The organism is Luteimonas composti (assembly GCF_042678665.1).
In the GTDB taxonomy this organism is placed as follows: domain Bacteria; phylum Pseudomonadota; class Gammaproteobacteria; order Xanthomonadales; family Xanthomonadaceae; genus Luteimonas; species Luteimonas composti.
The window spans coordinates 164,858-182,272 of the sequence record NZ_JBHTKU010000004.1 but is presented as its reverse complement, the minus strand read 5'-3'; the positions used below and the strand labels follow the sequence as shown (position 1 = coordinate 182,272).

Sequence of the window (17,415 nt, the reverse complement as noted above, 5' to 3'; positions counted from 1 at the left end):
CATGCAGGACCTCTGGGCCGCCCTGTGCCTGGTCGCCGTGATCGAAGGCCTCGTGCTGTTCGCCGTACCGGGCGTGTGGAAGCGCACCGCGGAACAGATGCAGGCCCTGGCCGAACCGCAGCTGCGCCGCATCGGTGCGATCGTCCTGGCCTGCGGACTGGCGGCGCTGTATTTCGTGCGCGGCTGATCGGCTCGAGTGCCGGATCGGCTTCGTCGTGACGGATCGACTGCGTCGCGCCTGATTGACTGCGTCGTGACTGAAGCAGTGCGCGCATTCGGCGCGCGCCCCCATCCCGGCCTTCCCCCGCAAGCGGGGGAAGGGGCAGGGCGGCGTGCCTGGCCACGGATTTCAGCTTCGGGCTCGCGCTTGCGGGGTCGAGCAGCCTGACATCCCTTACCGCCCACGGCCTCTGCTTCCGCCGCCACCACCGACGTCGAGTCGCCACCCGCTACTGCGTAGTGACTGAAGGAGTGCGCGCCTTCGGCGCGCGCCCCCATCCCGGCCTTCCCCCGCAAGCGGGGGAAGGGGCAGGGCGGCGTGCCTGGCCACGGATTTCAGCGTCGGGCTCGTGCTGGCGGGGTTGAGCAGCCTGACATCCCTCACCGCTCGCGGCCTCTGCTTCCGCCGCACCAGCGACGTCGAGTCGCCACCCGCTGCGGCATCGATTCCCGCCCCGCCTGCAGCTTCGACTCCCTCCCCCGCGTGCGGGGGAGGGTTGGGGTGGGGGCCGCAGGTCGCTTGATTGGTATCGCGCGCCTTCGGCGCGCGCCCCCATCCCAACCTTCCCTCGCGAGCGGGGGAAGGAGAAACGCGCGCAGGGGGGAAGGGAAGGTCGCAGGGGGGGGAAGGAGAAAAAGCCCCCAGACAGCATGGGGCGGCCACGCCAGGACGTCGTGGCCCACCCGAACCCCAGCCAACCCCACACCCCCGAAACTGGCCCCTGCGCCCCAAAACCCGGATAATGCGTAAAAGCCGGTCGGGGACATCGCCCCGCCGGCTTTTTCCGTGTCTGGCCCGGCGTGGCGGACGGCGCCCCGATGGCGTCCTCCCTCCAGCACGCGGGCGCCGGATCCGGCCACCCCTGCGGCCCCGACGGCCGCATGCAAGAGGAGTCATGGCCATGGGCCAGTCAGTCGTCGTTCTCGGCGCCCAGTGGGGCGATGAAGGCAAGGGCAAGATCGTCGACCTGCTTACCGAGGAAATCGGTGCGGTCGTGCGCTTCCAGGGCGGCCACAACGCCGGCCACACCCTGGTCATCAACGGCAAGAAGACCGTGCTGCACCTGATCCCGTCCGGCATCCTGCGCGACGACGCGCTGTGCCTGATCGGCAACGGCGTGGTGATTTCGCCGGCAGCGCTGGTCAAGGAAATCGCCGAACTCGAATCCGCCGGCGTGGAAGTGCGTTCGCGCCTGAAGATCAGCCCCGCCGCGCCGCTGATCATGCCGTACCACATCGCCCTCGACCAGGCCCGCGAAAAGGCCGCCGGCGGCAAGGCCATCGGCACCACCGGCCGCGGCATCGGCCCGGCGTATGAAGACAAGGTGGCGCGCCGCGGCATCCGCATCGCCGACCTGCACTATCCCGAGCAGCTCGCCGAGAAGCTCAAGTCCGCGCTCGACTACCACAACTTCGTGCTCACCCAGTACCTGGGCGTGGAGGCGGTCGACTTCCAGAAGACGCTGGACGAAGCGCTGGCCTTCGGCGAATACGTCGAGCCGATGAAGAGCGACGTCGCCGGCATCTGCCACGACCTGCGCAAGCAGGGCAAGCGCGTGCTGTTCGAAGGCGCCCAGGGCGCACTGCTGGACATCGACCACGGCACCTATCCCTACGTCACCAGCTCCAACACCACCGTCGGTGGCGCGCTGGCCGGCACCGGCGTGGGCGCCGATGCGATCGACTACGTGCTGGGCATCGCCAAGGCCTACGCCACGCGCGTGGGCGGCGGCCCGTTCCCGACCGAGCTGGACGACGAGATCGGGCAGGGCATCCGCGACCGGGGCGCCGAGTACGGTGCGTCCACGGGCCGCCCGCGCCGCTGCGGCTGGATGGACATCGTCGCGCTCAAGCGCGCCGTCGCCATCAACGGCATCACCGGCCTGTGCATCACCAAGCTCGACGTGCTCGACGGCATGGAGAAGCTGAAGGTCTGCATCGCCTACGAATACCGCGGCAAGCGCACCGAGTACGCCCCGCTGGACGCGCATGGCTGGGAAGAGATCACCCCGGTGTACCTGGAGTTCCCCGGCTGGACCGAGAACACCCACGGCATCACCAACTGGGACGAACTCCCCCCCGCCGCCCGCGCCTACCTGCGCGCGCTGGAAGAGCTGGCCGGCTGCCCGATCAGCATCGTCAGCACCGGCCCGGACCGAGAGCACACCATGGTGCTGCAGGATCCGTTCGCCTGACCGGCTGCGGCGTCCTTGCTCGCGACCCGTCTCAAGCAGGCGAAGCGACAGCGAAGACCACCCGGTGAAGACGTCAACGACGGCGTTAGCGAAGGCGTCACAGCGAAGGCGTCACAGCGAAGAGAAGTCTCCTCCGACGCCGCGCTCCGCCTCCCTCCCCCGCGCGCGGGGGAGGGCCGGGGTGGGGGCCACCGGAGCCCTGATCCCAAATCCCCAGGCAATCTCCGAAGGCCCTCCCAGATGAGCCGCCTCCGCCACTCGCAAACGCTTTGCCTCGCCATTGCCGCGCTGGTCCTCGCCGGCTGTGCCACTTCGCGCGCACAGACCGACGCGACCGCCGCCGCCAGCGCTGAAGCGCCCGCGACCGATGCACTCTCCCGCTTCAACAAGCCGGCGCAAGGCATCCTCACCGGTGGCCGCATCACCGCCGACGACCTGCCTGCCCTGCGCGCCGCCGGCATTCGCCACGTCATCGACCTGACGCCCGACGCCGAAACCCCCGACTTCGACGAAGCTTCCGCCGTTCGCGCCGCAGGCCTCGCCTACGACAACCTGCCCATCGCAGGCGCCTCCGATCTCGACCGTGCCTCCGTCGACGCCTTCGATCAGCTGCTCCTCGGCATTGAAGGACCTGCGCTCGTCCACTGCGCCAGCGGCAACCGCGTCGGCGCCCTGGCGGCACTGCGCGCCGCCTGGTTGAACGGCGCTGAAGAAGAAGCTGCCATCGCCGAAGGCCGCCGCTGGGGCCTGCGCAGCCTCGAGTCCGAAGTGCGGAAGCGCCTTGCGCTGGAACGCTGCCTCGCATCGGCCGAAGGCCCGGACCGGACCGAAGCCTGCAAGGGCATCTGACCCCCACGCACATAAGCGGTGCTGCTCCCTCCCCCGCTTGCGGGGGAGGGCTGGGGTGGGGGCACGCAGGTCGCCGCGTCATCAGACGCGCGCCTTCGGCGCGCGCCCCCATCCCAGCCTTCCCCCGCGCGCGGGGGAAGGGGCAAGGCGCGGCGAGGCTTGGCCGTGCCTCGCTGCCGCTGGACGAGTGCTTTCGCGGTCGTACTCCCTGGCATGGTTTGCCGCATCCCGCCTGACTCCCTCCCCCGCCTGCGGGGGGGTTGGGGTGGGGCAAGCAGGTCGCCGCGTCACCAGACGCGCGCCTCCGGCGCGTGCCCCATCCCGGCCTTCCCCGCGAGCGGGGGAAGGGACAAAGCGAAGGACGGTGGAGCAATGTCAGACGCTGCGACACCGGCGTCCGATCATGGGCCCAATCCAGGGGAACCACCGCATGACCCAAACCACCCAGCCCATCGCCCGCGTCATCGACGCCATCGCTTTCGCCGCGCACGCGCACCGCGCCCAGCGCCGCAAGGACGTCGACGCCACGCCCTGCATCAACCACCCCGTCGCCCTGGTGCGCATCCTCGCCGTCGAAGCGGGCATCGACGATCCCGACGTGCTCTGCGCCGCCGCCCTGCACGACTACCTGGAAGACTGCTGCGGCCATGACGACCAGCCCGGCCTCGAAGAGGGGCGCCGGCAACTGCGTGCCCGGTTCGGCGAAGCCGTCCTCGCCTACGTCGAAGCGCTGACCGACGACAAGACCCTCCCCAAGCCCGAGCGCAAGCGCCTGCAGGTCGAACGCGCCGCCCACGCCTCCCACGGCGCGCGCCTGGTGAAGCTGGCCGACAAGATCGCCAACCTGCGCGACCTCATCGAGTTCCCGCCGGCCGACTGGCCTGCCTACCGCCGCCGCGAGTACTTCGACTGGACGGCGCAGGTCGTTGCCAGACTGCGCGGCACGCATCCGCGGCTCGAGGCGTTGTTCGACGACGTGCAGGCATTGCGGCCGGCGTAGCGGGCGCCGCCGCGGGTCCCTCGTTCGCGAACTGCGAACGCTCGGACCCGGCCGTCCCGGGGCCATCGGCCGGGCCCATCTCCGCCCGGTTTGCCATGCCAGCCGTGGCGGGTATGCTGGCCACCGGACTTGCGACGGAACGCATGACGATGACGCGATGGATCCGCCTTCCCGGCGCCCGCCTGGCCGGGCTCTTCCTGGCCTGTGCCGCCACGGCTTCCGCGGGCTGCGCGCATTCGTCGCCTCCGTCCGGGCCAACCCGCGCAGAGGAGGCCGACGCCATGACCGCACCCGGATCCGACACCCCCGCCGATACCCCGAAGCTCACCGCCGAGGAGATCGGGAGGCGGTTCCTGGCATTGCTCGCCGGGCTGGAGTCGCGCGACCAGCTGAGCCTGGACCGGATCCGCGAAGTGATGGGGATCACCATCCCGCACCAACCCGGCGCGCTGCGGGCCGGAGTCGCAAGTGACGACCTGGGTGACGGATGGCACTACGTGCTCAATTACGTGCCGGAGTCGCCGTCCAGCGCCCGAGGCATTGCGCTCTCATTCGTCAATCAGGGGCGGCGTTCCGCCAGCATGGAGCCTGTCTGTGGCCTGGGCCTGGACGCGTACCACAATGCGTTGCTGGCGATGGGGTACCAGGACGTGGCAATCCCGGGCGAGATCGGCGAGCTACGCTCCGTGCGCTACCACAAGGGCGACATCACGATTTCGATCGTTCCCCAGAACGTGCGTCCCGGGGAGACCGGACGCCTCTGCGTGGAATCCATCGGGACATTGAACTGATCGAAGGAGGCCAAGGATGGCCACGCCCAACACTGCACTGGAAGCATTGCTCGGGCAGTTCGCTGCAGGCCCGCTCTCAGGACCAGACGAAGAGCGTCAACTGCGCGCAGCGCTCTCGGCAGACCCCGATCGCATGGCTTTGCTCAACGGCATGGCGGCGTCAGGGCAGCTTCGCGGTTTCGCAATCGAGACTTCGAATGCCACCCTGGTCGGTACCTACGACAGACAGGCGGGCATGATCCATCTGCCTGCCGCCAGTTTCAGGGACGGCGACCTGGAGCCGGTGGCGGGACTTCAGGTGCTCGTCGCCGACTTCTCACGCAGGTCCTGGCGCGACTCGAACGGTCAGTCCCATTCGATCACGCAGGACATGGTCGACAACCTCAATGCGACCTTCAATGGGTCACCCGTTCTCGCAGCGCAGGTCAAGGCTGCAGTGGCACTGTCACACGTTCAACATCTCAGCCTTCTCGACAACGGAATGGCAGCGGGAGCCACCTACGACGGTACCGTCGGCGATGGCACGCCCAAAGGCATCAACCTTCCGCCGGTCGCACTGCAGCGCTGGTCACCGGGCACCCCGCAGGGCACGTACGACGCGCAGGATCTGACCTTTGTGCTGGGCCACGAAATCCAGCACGGGTTCAACGATGCGGAGAAGGACAAGGCAACACTCGATTTCCTGCGGGATATCGCCATCCAGGCGAAGGCGCCGGGTCCGGTTCACGACTACAGCGACGAACTCAGGGCCTATCTCGGTGCTGGCCGCGATGACGAGGCCAAGGCGCAGATCGCGGGCTGGAACGCGCTCCTCAGCAGGCAACGGCAGTTCAACCCACATGCTGACGGAATCGGGCTGATGCTGAATACGCAGAACGACCGGCTGCTGGATTTCGTGCGGGCCGATCCGCTGAATCCGTCGCAAGCTGTCGTGAACTCCGGCATCACCTTCAACCCCGACGGCAGCCTCTCCCCGACCCCCGCCAATGTCGCCGCCATGGGCAAGCACTACTTCGACCGCCCGTCGCCGTTGCATGCCCAACCCGGCGAGCGCCCGGTCACGCTTGGCGAAGGACGCCCGGGGCCGTCGGCCGATTACACCAACTACTACGGCACCTGGGCGGTGGAGCGGATCATCGCGGCCGAGGATCGCGCCGACGTGCGGCATCGCGGCGCGCGGCCGCAGATCGCCATCGACATGGCCGGGCTGGGCCTGCGCGAAGACCTGATCGAAATGGAAGGCCTGGACCTGGGCACGAACCGGGCGCCGCGGCCGTACCTGGATACCAGCCGGTCGCCCGCCGCGACCGGGCATTTCCACCACACCCAGGACGCCAGCATGGGGCACGACCACCAGCACGTGCCGGTGGCCGACCTGCCACGGATCATGCGCAGTGGCGACGCCGTGGTCGATGCATGGATCGAGGCATTGCAGGACGGTGATCATGCCGCCGCACGCGCAGTGCAGCGCGCCTTCGCCGATTCCATCGAGGGCCGGGGGATGTGGGCCGAGGCGACCGGGACCGCGGTGCGCAACACAGGGCAGGGACATGGTCCGGCACCGTCGCCGGAACGGGCCCTGCCGGCATCCGATGGGCGCTGGCCGGACGCCGTGCCTTCAATCCCCTTCCCAAGCGGGCCACATGAGCTGGCGGAGTTGCAGCAGGCGATGCAACGCTGAGGGCGGAGGACGCATGGACGACAGGGATGTCATCCGCCGGCTGATGCTGGCGGTAGAGCGGTTGGAGCGTGCGGCGGATCAGCAAGCCGCGCAGGCGCGACAGTCCGCGGCAGCGCTGCAGCGCCTGCAGGCAGCGCAGGGCGGACTGGCCGCGACGCGCGGTGCGGAAGAGGCGGAGTGGCGGCAGGCCATGGCACGCCTGTTCGAGGAGCAGCGGCGCAACACCGAACTCGCCCTGCGGCCGGCGGTGGCGAGGGCGTGGCGCGGCCTGATCCTGTCCAGCGCGGCGCTGGCGCTGCTGGCGATCGGCTTCGCGCTGCTGCTCCAGCATGCGCATGTCCGCCTCCAGGACGCGCAGGCCAAGGCCGATGCGGCGGAAGTGTCGGCAGAAGTGCAGCGCGCCGTCCGGCACGTGGAGATGAGCGCCTGTGGCGGGCGGCCCTGCATCCGGCTCGATCGGGACGCGCCGATTTGGGAAAGTCGCGGGCGGCAATACGTGCTGGTGGACGGCGGCGGCAACTAGGTGCCGGCCCGGGGCCGCCACGCGTCGTCGTTCAGCTGCGCATCGCGCATCGGCTCTCTCCCCCGCGTGCGGGGGAGGGGTGGGGTGGGGGCGGCAGGTAGCTGCGTCAGCCGCACGCGCGCCTATCCCGGCCCTCCACCGCGTACGGGGGAGGGGCAACAGCAGGCGGCCTGGCGTGCGTGTTCCGCCAACGCCCGCGCATCGGCCCTTCCCCCGCGCGCGGGGGAGGGTTGGGGTGGGGACGGCGGGTCGCCGCGTCAGCCGCACGCGCGCCTTTGGCGCGCGCCCCCATCCCGGCCTTCCCCGCGAGCGGAGGAAGGGCAACAGCAAGCGGCCTGGCGTGCGTGTTCCGCCAACGCTCGCGCATCGGCTCCCTCCCCCGCGCGCGGGGGAGGGTCGGGGTGGGGGCAGCCGGTCGCCGCGTCAGCCGCACGCGCCTGTGGCGCGCGCGCCCATCCCGGCCTTCCCCCGCGAGCGGAAGGGCAACAGCAGGCGGCCTGGCGTGCGTGTTCCGCCAACGCTCGCGCATCGGCCCTTCCCCCGCGCGCGGGGGAGGGTTGGGGTGGGGACGGCAGGTCGCCGCGTCAGCAGCACGCGCCTTCGGCGCGCGCCTCCATCCCGGCCTTCCCCGCACGCAGGGGAAGGGGGAAGGCTGTCATAGGCGCTTTGAAGCCGTTCTGTGGCCTTCCCCCACACGCGGGGCAGGGGCAACAGCAGGCAGCCTGGCGTCCATGTGCGCCAACGCCTCGCGCATCGGCTTGCTCCCCGCGTGCGGGGGAGGGCAAACCTCGAATCGGAGTCGCGAGATCGTCTAGCGTGCGGGTCGTGGGTGGCTCGGCGAGTTATGGGATGCGATCGCGTCCGCAACAGGCGGATGAGCGGTGTGCGCAGCTTCCGCATGCGGATGGAGTCCGTCGAGCAGAGGCGACTGCCCCCGACCGCGCGCCGCTCGCCTACCGGGACAGCGGCAGCCAGAGCCACAGTGTCACCAGCGTCGCCAGCAGGACCGGTGGCGTCAGCGCCAGTCCGACCTTCATGTACTGGCCCCACGTGATCCGCTGCCCCTTCCCTGCGAGCACGTGCAGCCACAGCAGGGTGGCAAGCGAACCGATGGGCGTCAGCTTGGGCCCCAGGTCGTTGCCGACGACGTTGGCGTACAGCATCAGCTCGCGGGTCGCCGCCGGGACGTCGGCGCCGTCGATGGCCAGCGCACCGACCAGGGTCGCCGGCATGTTGTTCATGACCGACGCCAGGGCGGCCACGGCGAAGCCCGTGCCCACGCCCGCCACGAACGTCCCTTGCGCGGCCAGCCATTCGAGCACGCCGGTCGCCGCGGCCGTCAGCCAGGCATTGCCCAGCCCGTAGACCACCAGGTACATCCCGAGCGAGAACAGCACGATCTGCCAGGGCGCGCCGCGCAGGATCGCGGGCAGCGCCATCGTGGCGCCCCGGCCGCCGGTCGCCCAGCGTCCCGCGATGGCCATCAGCAGCAGCGCGGCCGCGCCGGTTACCAGCGAGATCGGCACGCCAAGCGGCCCTGTGGCGAAGTAGGCCACCAGCAGCAGCGCCAGCAGCGGCAGCGCGGCCCGGAACACGGCGTGGTCGCGGATCGCCAGGCGCGGCGCCTCCAGCTCGCGGACCGCGTAGGAGACGCGGATGTCGTTCCGGAACCAGAGCCACAGCACCAGCAACGTCGCGACGACCGACACCAGGTTCACCGGCACCATGACTGCCGCGTAGCGACCGAACGACACGTCGAAGAAGTTCGCGGTGACGATGTTCACCAGGTTCGAGACCACCAGCGGCAGGCTCGCGGTGTCGGCGATGAAGCCGCAGGCCACGGTGAAGGCCAGCGCCCCGGCGGGCGGAAAATGCAGGCGCAGCAGGATGGCCAGCACGATCGGCGTCAGCAGCAGCGCCGCGCCGTCGTTGGCGAACACCGCGGCGATCGCCGCGCCCAGCAGCACGATCAGCGGGAACAGCCGGCGGCCGTCCCCGCCCCCCCAGCGCGCCACGTGCAGGGCCGCCCACGCGAAGAAGCCCGCCTCGTCCAGGATGAGCGAGATGACGATCAGGGCCACGAAAGTGAACGTGGCATCCCAGACGATGCCCCACACCGTGCCCACGTCGCTCCAGCCCACGACGCCGGTGGCGAGCGCCACCGCCGCGCCGGCGAGCGCCGACCAGCCGATGCCAAGCCCGCGCGGCTGCCAGATGACCAGCACGAGCGTGGCGACGAAGATCGCGAGGGCGAGCATGGCGCTTCCGGAGGGGTCAGATGGCGCGCTGGTCGACGCGCCTGGACAGCGCTTCGTCGGTTTCGACGCGCTCGGAGTAGCGGTCGGTGAGGTAGGCCGAACGCCCCCGCACCAGCCAGGTGAACTTCACCAGCTCCTCGCAGACATCGACCACCCGCTGGTAGTAGGCCGACGGCTTCATGCGCCCGGCCTCGTCGAATTCCTGGTACGCCTTGGCGACGGAAGACTGGTTCGGGATGGTGACCATGCGCATCCAGCGCCCCAGCACGCGCAGCTGGTTGACGGCGTTGAAGCTCTGGGAGCCTCCGCAGACCTGCATCACCGCCAGCGTCTTGCCCTGGGTCGGGCGCCGGGCGCCCTGCGCCAGGGGAATCCAGTCGATCTGCGCCTTCATGATGCCGGTCATGGCGCCGTGGCGCTCCGGGCTGACCCAGACCATGCCCTCGGACCAGTCCGCGAGACCGCGCAGTTCGCCCACCTTCGGGTGGTCGGGCGCCGCGTCGTCCGGCAGCGGCAGGCCGTGCGGGTCGAACATGCGCACGTCGCAGCCGTACCAGCGCAGCAGCCGGTCGGCCTCTTCAGCCAGCAGGCGCGAGTACGAACGTTCCCGCAGCGAGCCGTAGAGGATCAGGATCCGGGGCGGATGGCCCGGATCGCCGGGCGCGGCCAGCGCGCCGGCATCGATCGGCGCGAGCTGCGCCAGGTCGACATGGGGCAGATCGAACGCAATGGCATCCATCACTTCGACGGCCCGCCAGGCGCGACCACCTCGCCATCCTCCTTGGTGAACGACGCGACCGGGTTGTCCAGCAGCGCCAGCACCTTCTCCGACGGCCGGCACAGCGCCGCGCCCCGCGGGGTCACGACGATGGGGCGGTTGATCAGGATCGGATGCGCCACCATCGCGTCGACCAGTTCGTCGTCGCTGAGTCCGGGATCGTCCAGGCCCAGCTCCGCAAAGGGCGTCCCCTTGCGGCGCAGCAGATCGCGCGGCGGGATTCCCATTGCGGCGATCAGCGCCACCAGCGTCTCGCGCGAGGGCGGCGTCACCAGGTACTCGATCACCTCGGGGTTCTCGCCCGACTCGCGCATCATCGCCAGCGTGTTGCGGGAGGTGCCGCAGGCGGGGTTGTGGTAGATCGTCGAAGTCGACGGCGGGGCAGGGGTCATGCGCAGGTCTCGGCGGAACAGGAAGCGGGGAGCGTGGCCAGGTCGCCGCAGATCTCCGGTTTCCCGGAGCAGCAGTCCTCGGTGAGGAAGGCCAGGAGCTGGCGCATGTCGTCATAGCTCGCCGCGTAGAGGATGCGGCGCCCGTCGCGCCACGAGCGCAGCAGGCCTGTGCGTTCCAGCGTGGCCAGGTGGAAGCTCATCCGCGTCGGCGGGATCGACAGGCCCTCCGCGATTTCGCCGGAGGCCATGCCCCCGGCGCCGGCGCGCACCAGCATCCGGAAGGCGGCGAGGCGGTCGCCATGGGCGAGCGCAGCCAGGGCGGAGACGGCGTCGTTGTCGTTCATGAATCAAGACTCTACAACGAGGGTTGTAGAATGCAACAGTCGTAACCGGTCGCATTCTGCGCGGCCCCTGCCCGGCAGCCCTGCCGTACAAACCAGGAGCGCGGCCAGCGGCGTAACGCGGAGGCTGAGCCGAAATCCCCGCCGGGGGGCTGCCTCACTCCGGCTTGAGCAGGTTCGACGGCAGTCGCGCCACGCAGCGCTCCAGCAGCCCGACCAGCTGCTCCTGCTCCGCAGGGGAAAGCCCCCCGAGTGCACCGTCGATCACGCCCTGCGCCACCCGCGCGCCGTGCGTCACCAGGTCGCGTCCCGCGTCGGTGATCCGGAACGACATCACCCGTCCCAGCCACGGGTGCGGCGCACGCGTCACCAGTCCGTCGCGCGCCAGACGCAGCAGGATCTTGTGCATGGTCTGCGGCGACACCGCGCTCAGGCGCGCCAGGTCCGCGTTCGAGGCGCCGGGGTGCTCCAGCAGGTGCATCAGCACCAGCGCCTGTGGCCGCGAGAGTTCGATGCCATGGGTGCGCAGGCTTTCCTCCATCACCACCGTCAGTCCCATGTGCAGGCGCTTGAGCAGCGACGTGGTGCGGTAGGCGGGGGAATTCCTGAACGCTTCCAGGGGGCTGGCGTCGTGATCGGCCATCGGCCACCTCCGCGGGCTTCCGCAACTTATCAGTGTGCTGATAGAGTATCAGCCTTCTGATACGAGCGGAAACCCCATGCCTGCCTTTCCCCTGCGCGCGCTGGCCGTTGCCGGACTGCTGTCCCTGGCCGCCTGCGGCGACGACGCGCCTCCCGAGGCCACGCCAAGCCTGACCGTATCGCTGGCCACGCCAACGACGCGTGAGGTGGTGCGCGAAGTCACGGCCTCCGGCGCGGTGGCGGCGTGGGAGGAGGTGTCGGTGGGTGTCGAGCTGTCCGGCGTGCGCGTGTCCAGCGTCGAGGTGGAAGTGGGCAGTGTGGTGGAGCAGGGCGACGTGCTGCTGCGCCTGGACGATCGCACCCTGGCCTCGCAGCTGGCCCAGGCCGATGCGTCGGTGACCGAAGCCCGCACCAACCTCGATACCGCCAGCCGCAAAGCCACGCGCGTGCGCGCGCTGGCCAACGACCGCATGGTCTCGCTGCAGGACGCCGAAGAGGCCGAAGCCGCGCGCGCCAATGCCCAGGCGCGGCTCAACACCGCAATCGCCAGCCGCGACGCGGCGCGCGTGCAGCGCGACTTCACCGTGGTGCGCGCCCCGGTGGATGGGGTGGTCTCCGCGCGCAGCGTGCAGCCCGGGCAGGTGGTGGGCGCCGGCGGCGAGCTGCTGCGCCTGATCCGCGACGGCCGCCTGGAGTGGCGCGCCGAGCTGGCGGAGGGCGACCTGCTGCTGGTCTCGCCCGGCACCACCGTGCAGGTGGACACCCCGGCCGGGCCGGTGGCCGGCACCGTGCGACGCGTCGCGCCGGCGCTGGATGCGCAGAGCCGCACCGGCACCATCTATGCCGACCTCGTCGAGCCTGGCCCCCTGCGCGCCGGCATGTTCGCGCAGGGCCGCATCGCGCTGGGCCGCGCGCAGGCGTTGCTGATCCCGAACGAAGCGGTGGTGCGCCGCGATGGCCGCGCCTACGTGTTCATCGTCGATGGCGAGAACCGCGTGCGCGAGCAGGGCATCGAGGTCGGGCCGATGCACGGGGAACACATCGAGGTGCGCAGCGGCCTGGACTCCGGTGCACGCGTGGTCGCACGCGGCGCGGGTTTCCTCGGCGATGGCGACCTGGTGCGCGTGGTCGATGCGCCGCCGCCGGCCGGCGCAGCGGCAGCCAACCCCGACGGCAACGCTGCGGCGGCAAGCGCCAACGGCGCGCATACCGATGCGTCCGCGCCCGCGCAGGGTGCGGGCACGGCCGCGAACCCGGCCCGCTCCGGCACCAGCACCGGCGGTAGCGGAACCGCCCGCAGCGCCGGTTCCGATGACGCCGCCACCGACGCCCCGGCCGCCAGCCCATGAACTTCTCCGCCTGGTCCATCCACCGCCCGCTGCCGGCGATCCTGGTCTTCATCCTGCTCACCGCGGCCGGGCTGGTCGCGTTCAACCGCCTCGCGGTTTCGCAGTTCCCCGACCTCACCGTGCCGGTGGTCAACGTTACCGTCACGCTTCCGGGCGCCAGCCCCAGCACCCTGGAAACCCAGGTCACGCGCAAGGTCGAAGACGCCACCGCCAGCATCCCGGCGCTGGACAACATGGTCTCGATCGTCAACGAGGGCGTGTCCACCACCGTGCTGACCTTCGAGATCGAGAAGGACGGCACCATCGCCAAGGACGAGGTGCGCGACGCCATCGACCGCGTGCGCATCGACCTGCCGGCCGACGTCGAACCGCCCATCGTCTCGCTGGTCAACGTCACCGGCGGCGACATGCTGCACTACGCGGTCACCGCCGACGGCTGGAGCGACGAGGAGCTCAGCTGGTTCATCGACGACACCGTGGCCAAGCGCCTGTTCGCCGTGCCCGGCGTGGGCGCGGTGCGGCGCATCGGCGGCGTGGACCGTGAGATCCGCGTCGCCCTGCGGCCCGAGGCCGTGCAGGGGTTCGGCGCCAGCCCGGCGCTGATCAGCCAGCAGCTCGCGCGCATCCAGCAGGAGCAGCCCGGCGGCCGCACCACCGTGGGCGGCAGCGAGCAGGCCGTGCGCACCCTCGGCACCGTGACCGATGCTGCGGACCTGGCCGACTTCCCCATCTCCATGCCCGACGGCCGCAGCGTGCGCCTGTCCACGCTGGCCACCGTCACCGACGGCAATGCCACGGTCAGCCAGCGCACCACGCTCGACGGCCGCCCGGTGATCGGTTTCGCCGTGCAGCGCACCACCAACACCAGCGAGGTCGACGTCGGCAACGCCGTGCGCGAAGCCGTGGCAAAGCTGCAGGACGAGCAGCCGCGCCTGCGCATGGTGGAAGTGGCCTCCACCACCCAGGTGGCCGAGGACTCGTTCGAATCCTCGATGCACATGCTCTACGAGGGCGCCGCGCTCGCGGTGCTGGTGGTGTTCCTGTTCCTGCGCGACTGGCGCGCCACCTTCATCTCCGCCGTGGCCCTGCCGCTGTCGATCATCCCGACCTTCGCGGTGATGTACTGGTTCGGCTTCAGCCTCAACATGATCACCCTGCTGGCGCTGGCCGTGGTGGTGGGCATCCTGGTGGACGATGCCATCGTGGAAGTCGAGAACATCGACCGCCACCTGCGCATGGGCAAGGCGCCCAAGACCGCCGCGCTCGAGGCCGCCGACGAGATCGGCCTGGCGGTGATCGCCACCTCCTGCACCCTGGCCGCGGTGTTCATCCCGGTGGCCTTCATGCCCGGCATCCCCGGCAAGTTCTTCCGCGAGTTTGGCTGGACCGCCGCGGCCGCGGTGATGTTCTCGCTGCTGGTCGCGCGCCTGATCACGCCGATGATGGCCGCCTACCTGCTCAAGCCGCTGCCCGAGCACAAGGGCGATTCGAAGCTGATGCAGTGGTACCTGCGCTTCGTCGACAACTCGCTCAGGCACCGCAACCGCACGCTCGCCGTCGCGCTGGGCATCTTCATCGGCTCGCTGGCGCTGCTGCCGCTGCTGAAAGTCACCTTCATCCCGCCCACCGACGGCATCCAGAGCAGCGTGCTGCTCGAGTTGCCGCCGGGCACCGCGCTCGCCACCACCGAGGAAGTCGCCGAAACCGCGCGCCAGCGCATCGCCGACATCCCCGAGATCGAGCACGTGTTCGTCACCGCCGGCAGCACCTCCGGCCCCGGTGGCCCGGCGGGCGACCTGAGCAGCGCCGAACTGCGCAAGGCCACGCTCACCATCCGCTGGAAGGACGACCGCGACCCCACCCAGTACGAGCTGGAATCGCAGGTGCGCGAGCGCCTGGCCGACCTGCCCGGCCTGCGCCTGAGCTTCCAGGGCGGCGAGCCCGGCCGCGCGCTGCAGCTGGTGCTGGCCGGCGACGACCCGGTGAAGCTGGCCGAAGCCGCGCGCGACGTGGAGCGCGGCATCCGCCAGCTGCCGGGCCTGGGCACCGTCAGCTCGTCGGCCGCGCTGGTGCGTCCGGAGATCATCGTGCGCCCCGATGCCGCGCGCGCCGCCGACCTTGGCGTCTCCACCGCCGACATCGCCGCCGCCACCCGCGTGGCCACCCGCGGCGACTACGAGCAGTTCCTGTCCAAGCTCAACCTGCCCGAGCGCCAGGTGCCGATCCGCGTGCAGCTCGACGAAGCGGCATTGTCGGACCCGGCCCTGCTCGGCCAGCTGCGCGTGCCCACCGCCAGCGGCGGCAGCGTGCCGCTGTCGTCCGTCGCCGAGATCACCACCGCCAGCGGACCCTCGCAGATCGACCGCTTCGACCGCCGCCGCAACGTCACGATTACCGTCGACCTCAACGGCATGGCCATGGGCGAGGTGGAAAAGCAGATCGACGCGCTGCCTGCGCTGCAGAACCTGCCGCCGGGCGTGGAGCGCCAGGCCGCCGGCGACAGCGAAGTGTTCGCCGAGATGTTCGGCGGTTTCGTGATGGCCATGGTGGCCGGCATCTTCTGCGTGTACGGCGTGCTGCTGCTGCTGTTCAACCACGCCAGCCAGCCCATCACCATCCTCGTGGCCGTGCCGCTGGCCGCAGGCGGCGCCTTCGGCGCGCTGCTGGTGACGGGCCTGGACATCTCGCTGTCGGTGCTGATCGGCCTGATCCTGCTGATCGGCATCGCGGTGAAGAACTCCATCCTGCTGGTGGACTACGCGGTGATGGCGCAGGAGCAGGGCATGTCGCGCCACGAAGCCCTGATGGACGCCTGCCACAAGCGCGCCCGCCCCGTGATCATGACCACCATGGCCATGGGCGCCGGCATGCTGCCCATCGCCCTGGGCCTGACCGCCGACGCCAGCTTCCGCATGCCCATGGCCGTGGCCGTGATCGGCGGCCTGATCACCTCCACCGTACTCAGCCTGGTCGTGGTGCCGGCGGCGTTTACGCTGGTGGATGATGTGGAGGAGTGGGTCGTGAGGAAACTCAAGCGGCGCCAAACTGCGGCCGTTGCAAGCTAAGTGCGTTTGCGGCTACGCCAAAGTGAACCTGATCCCATTATCCCGACCTTGTTGACGATCAGGCCAAGCGCGAGAAACTGGCCGATTCTCCGGCGAGGTACAGAGGCAGAGCTTCGTCTTCCACGTCTGCGCAGACTACATGCAGCACCGGCCGGCGGTCGCCGCCGCCTGGTAGGCGATAGCCGGAGATACGCGCGCCGTCCAGGTCTTCGTGCCAGGGGTAGATCAGCACCGCTTCGTCACACGGGTAAGCAGCGGCGTAGGCGTGAAGTTGATAGGCATGCGCGTCGACGGGGACGAGGTATCCGCGCCTGTCCTTTCCAAGGCGGATCCATTTTGTATCGGCTACCGCGACTACCGTTTCGCCGTGACTCAGCACGAGATCGGGCCGCAGACTGAAGAAGCGCCGATGCGGGTCTTCCTGATCGTGTGCGAGGTGGCGGCCGCTGTGCTGCGAATGCAGGTGGAGCCCCAAGGAATTGGCGCGTCGCCGAAGCCGCGTCGCCACGGCCAACTCGAATACCCGATTCATATCGAACAGCAGTTCGGGCGCCGAACTGGAACCGCTGCGAACGTCAGGGGACAGCAACTGCAGAATCCAGCCGGCCCATTGCAGTGCCGGGGTGTAGTGACTGACTTGACGGTCTAAAGGCAGGTTGCGATGTAGTGCCAGCCCGTCATCGCGCAGGCGAACCTCATCGAACGCGGCTGCCATCTCCAGCCAGAGACGCCCCGACTCCAGCCCGCGCGCCCATGGTCTTGTCGCAACCAGCGCGGCCTTCAACACCTGGTTCCATGAGTTGTCGATGTCCAGGTCGTCAAACCGGCAGGCAATCCGGTCGATGCGCATTGCGTGGGTCGCAACCTGGCGCTGCAGCAGCAGGCGTCCACGAACGACGCCGAGGTCATCCTCGATGCTTCTGTAACGCCGCACGAGCCCGGCCCGCACCAGAGGGACCAGCGCGCGCAGGTACGCCAGCACGAAAACATCCAGCAGCGTGCGCTGCTGCAGGCCATGGGTTACCTCGACTCCGGCGAAGGAGGGCAGGTCGTACGCCCATCGCAGAAGCCGAAGCAGAGTGCCCCGCGCCCGTGTGGGTTCCACCTGCTCGCCTACCTTGGGCAAGATCTCGAGTACGCGTCCGTTGCCAAGGCTTACCAGCCCGACGAACTGGGACAGGCGGATCGACCTGTGCCCCGGCGTGCAAAAGCCGGGGCGTTGCCGGGCCACCGAGGCAAGGCGCTCGGCGTCGGCCGGCGACAGTGCAGCGTCACCCGTTCCGACCGGGAGCACCTGATGCTCGATCGCGGTGAGCGTGCGCCCCTGCATCG

At 70.0% G+C, this 17,415-nt stretch carries 15 protein-coding genes; 9 read left to right on the top strand and 6 right to left on the bottom strand.

All coding sequences use genetic code 11. The features are described from left to right. Position 1 precedes the first annotated feature (1 nt). The 7 genes from ACFQ2D_RS12855 to ACFQ2D_RS12825 all read left to right on the top strand — a co-directional run bounded on the left by ACFQ2D_RS12855 (position 2) and on the right by ACFQ2D_RS12825 (position 7,258). Positions 2-187: a DUF2065 domain-containing protein gene (locus tag ACFQ2D_RS12855; protein WP_280942117.1), complete on the top strand. Its 186-nt coding sequence runs from the start codon at positions 2-4 to the stop codon at positions 185-187. Between the two features lie 934 nt (positions 188-1,121). Continuing rightward, entirely contained in the window at positions 1,122-2,414 is a 1,293-nt protein-coding gene (locus tag ACFQ2D_RS12850) for an adenylosuccinate synthase (RefSeq protein WP_280941065.1), read from the top strand. A 240-nt stretch (positions 2,415-2,654) separates the two neighbouring features. Next, positions 2,655-3,263 carry a beta-lactamase hydrolase domain-containing protein gene (locus ACFQ2D_RS12845; RefSeq protein ID WP_280941064.1) on the top strand — a complete coding sequence of 203 codons (609 nt, stop codon included), beginning with the start codon at positions 2,655-2,657 and terminating at the stop codon, positions 3,261-3,263. A 430-nt stretch (positions 3,264-3,693) separates the two neighbouring features. Beyond that, entirely contained in the window at positions 3,694-4,263 is a 570-nt protein-coding gene (locus tag ACFQ2D_RS12840; protein ID WP_280941063.1) for an HD domain-containing protein, read from the top strand. 149 nt (positions 4,264-4,412) lie between these two features. Continuing rightward, the gene (locus ACFQ2D_RS12835) at positions 4,413-5,054 is read left to right on the top strand and encodes a hypothetical protein (protein WP_280941062.1); all 642 of its coding nucleotides are present in this window, start codon (positions 4,413-4,415) and stop codon (positions 5,052-5,054) included. 16 nt (positions 5,055-5,070) lie between these two features. Further along, positions 5,071-6,735 (top strand): hypothetical protein, encoded by a 1,665-nt coding sequence (locus tag ACFQ2D_RS12830; RefSeq protein ID WP_280941061.1) that lies wholly within the window; start codon positions 5,071-5,073, stop codon positions 6,733-6,735. A 13-nt stretch (positions 6,736-6,748) separates the two neighbouring features. Then, positions 6,749-7,258 (top strand): hypothetical protein, encoded by a 510-nt coding sequence (locus ACFQ2D_RS12825; protein WP_280941060.1) that lies wholly within the window; start codon positions 6,749-6,751, stop codon positions 7,256-7,258. Positions 7,259-8,211: 953 nt separating this feature from the next. On the opposite strand, the gene ACFQ2D_RS12820 is transcribed toward ACFQ2D_RS12825, so the two are convergent. The 5 genes from ACFQ2D_RS12820 to ACFQ2D_RS12800 all read right to left on the bottom strand — a co-directional run bounded on the left by ACFQ2D_RS12820 (position 8,212) and on the right by ACFQ2D_RS12800 (position 11,670). Further along, the gene (locus ACFQ2D_RS12820; RefSeq protein ID WP_280941059.1) at positions 8,212-9,516 is read right to left on the bottom strand and encodes an arsenic transporter; all 1,305 of its coding nucleotides are present in this window, start codon (positions 9,514-9,516) and stop codon (positions 8,212-8,214) included. Positions 9,517-9,532: 16 nt separating this feature from the next. Then, complete coding sequence (gene arsH, locus ACFQ2D_RS12815; RefSeq protein WP_280941058.1) at positions 9,533-10,258, bottom strand: arsenical resistance protein ArsH; 726 nt, start codon at positions 10,256-10,258, stop codon at positions 9,533-9,535. After that, positions 10,255-10,686, bottom strand: a complete 432-nt coding sequence (gene arsC, locus ACFQ2D_RS12810) for an arsenate reductase (glutaredoxin) (protein WP_280941057.1) — start codon at positions 10,684-10,686, stop codon at positions 10,255-10,257. Before arsC ends, arsH begins: the two co-directional genes overlap by 4 nt. Continuing rightward, positions 10,683-11,030, bottom strand: coding sequence for an ArsR/SmtB family transcription factor (locus ACFQ2D_RS12805; RefSeq protein WP_280941056.1), 348 nt, complete (start codon positions 11,028-11,030; stop codon positions 10,683-10,685). The genes arsC and ACFQ2D_RS12805 overlap by 4 nt, the downstream gene beginning before the upstream one ends. Positions 11,031-11,184: 154 nt before the next feature. Next, complete coding sequence (locus ACFQ2D_RS12800) at positions 11,185-11,670, bottom strand: MarR family winged helix-turn-helix transcriptional regulator (protein ID WP_280941055.1); 486 nt, start codon at positions 11,668-11,670, stop codon at positions 11,185-11,187. A 76-nt stretch (positions 11,671-11,746) separates the two neighbouring features. On the opposite strand from ACFQ2D_RS12800, the gene ACFQ2D_RS12795 reads away from it, so the two are divergent. Together ACFQ2D_RS12795 and ACFQ2D_RS12790 are read left to right on the top strand one after the other, a co-directional pair. Further along, entirely contained in the window at positions 11,747-13,018 is a 1,272-nt protein-coding gene (locus ACFQ2D_RS12795) for an efflux RND transporter periplasmic adaptor subunit (RefSeq protein ID WP_280941054.1), read from the top strand. After that, positions 13,015-16,083: an efflux RND transporter permease subunit gene (locus ACFQ2D_RS12790; RefSeq protein WP_280941053.1), complete on the top strand. Its 3,069-nt coding sequence runs from the start codon at positions 13,015-13,017 to the stop codon at positions 16,081-16,083. The genes ACFQ2D_RS12795 and ACFQ2D_RS12790 overlap by 4 nt, the downstream gene beginning before the upstream one ends. 58 nt (positions 16,084-16,141) lie before the next feature. Here the strand turns inward: ACFQ2D_RS12790 and ACFQ2D_RS12785 are convergent, their stop codons facing one another. After that, entirely contained in the window at positions 16,142-17,413 is a 1,272-nt protein-coding gene (locus ACFQ2D_RS12785) for an McrC family protein (RefSeq protein ID WP_280941052.1), read from the bottom strand. Positions 17,414-17,415 lie beyond the last annotated feature (2 nt).

Coding starts and splice junctions, on each gene's coding strand:
- ACFQ2D_RS12840 (WP_280941063.1), top strand. CDS start 3,694: ATGACCCAAACCACCCAGCCCATCGCCCGCGTCATCGACGCCATCGCT.
- ACFQ2D_RS12790 (WP_280941053.1), top strand. CDS start 13,015: ATGAACTTCTCCGCCTGGTCCATCCACCGCCCGCTGCCGGCGATCCTG.
- ACFQ2D_RS12830 (WP_280941061.1), top strand. CDS start 5,071: ATGGCCACGCCCAACACTGCACTGGAAGCATTGCTCGGGCAGTTCGCT.
- ACFQ2D_RS12800 (WP_280941055.1), bottom strand. CDS start 11,670: ATGGCCGATCACGACGCCAGCCCCCTGGAAGCGTTCAGGAATTCCCCC.
- ACFQ2D_RS12850 (WP_280941065.1), top strand. CDS start 1,122: ATGGGCCAGTCAGTCGTCGTTCTCGGCGCCCAGTGGGGCGATGAAGGC.
- ACFQ2D_RS12795 (WP_280941054.1), top strand. CDS start 11,747: ATGCCTGCCTTTCCCCTGCGCGCGCTGGCCGTTGCCGGACTGCTGTCC.
- arsC (WP_280941057.1), bottom strand. CDS start 10,686: ATGACCCCTGCCCCGCCGTCGACTTCGACGATCTACCACAACCCCGCC.
- ACFQ2D_RS12835 (WP_280941062.1), top strand. CDS start 4,413: ATGACGCGATGGATCCGCCTTCCCGGCGCCCGCCTGGCCGGGCTCTTC.
- ACFQ2D_RS12805 (WP_280941056.1), bottom strand. CDS start 11,030: ATGAACGACAACGACGCCGTCTCCGCCCTGGCTGCGCTCGCCCATGGC.
- ACFQ2D_RS12825 (WP_280941060.1), top strand. CDS start 6,749: ATGGACGACAGGGATGTCATCCGCCGGCTGATGCTGGCGGTAGAGCGG.
- ACFQ2D_RS12820 (WP_280941059.1), bottom strand. CDS start 9,516: ATGCTCGCCCTCGCGATCTTCGTCGCCACGCTCGTGCTGGTCATCTGG.
- ACFQ2D_RS12845 (WP_280941064.1), top strand. CDS start 2,655: ATGAGCCGCCTCCGCCACTCGCAAACGCTTTGCCTCGCCATTGCCGCG.
- ACFQ2D_RS12785 (WP_280941052.1), bottom strand. CDS start 17,413: ATGCAGGGGCGCACGCTCACCGCGATCGAGCATCAGGTGCTCCCGGTC.
- ACFQ2D_RS12855 (WP_280942117.1), top strand. CDS start 2: ATGCAGGACCTCTGGGCCGCCCTGTGCCTGGTCGCCGTGATCGAAGGC.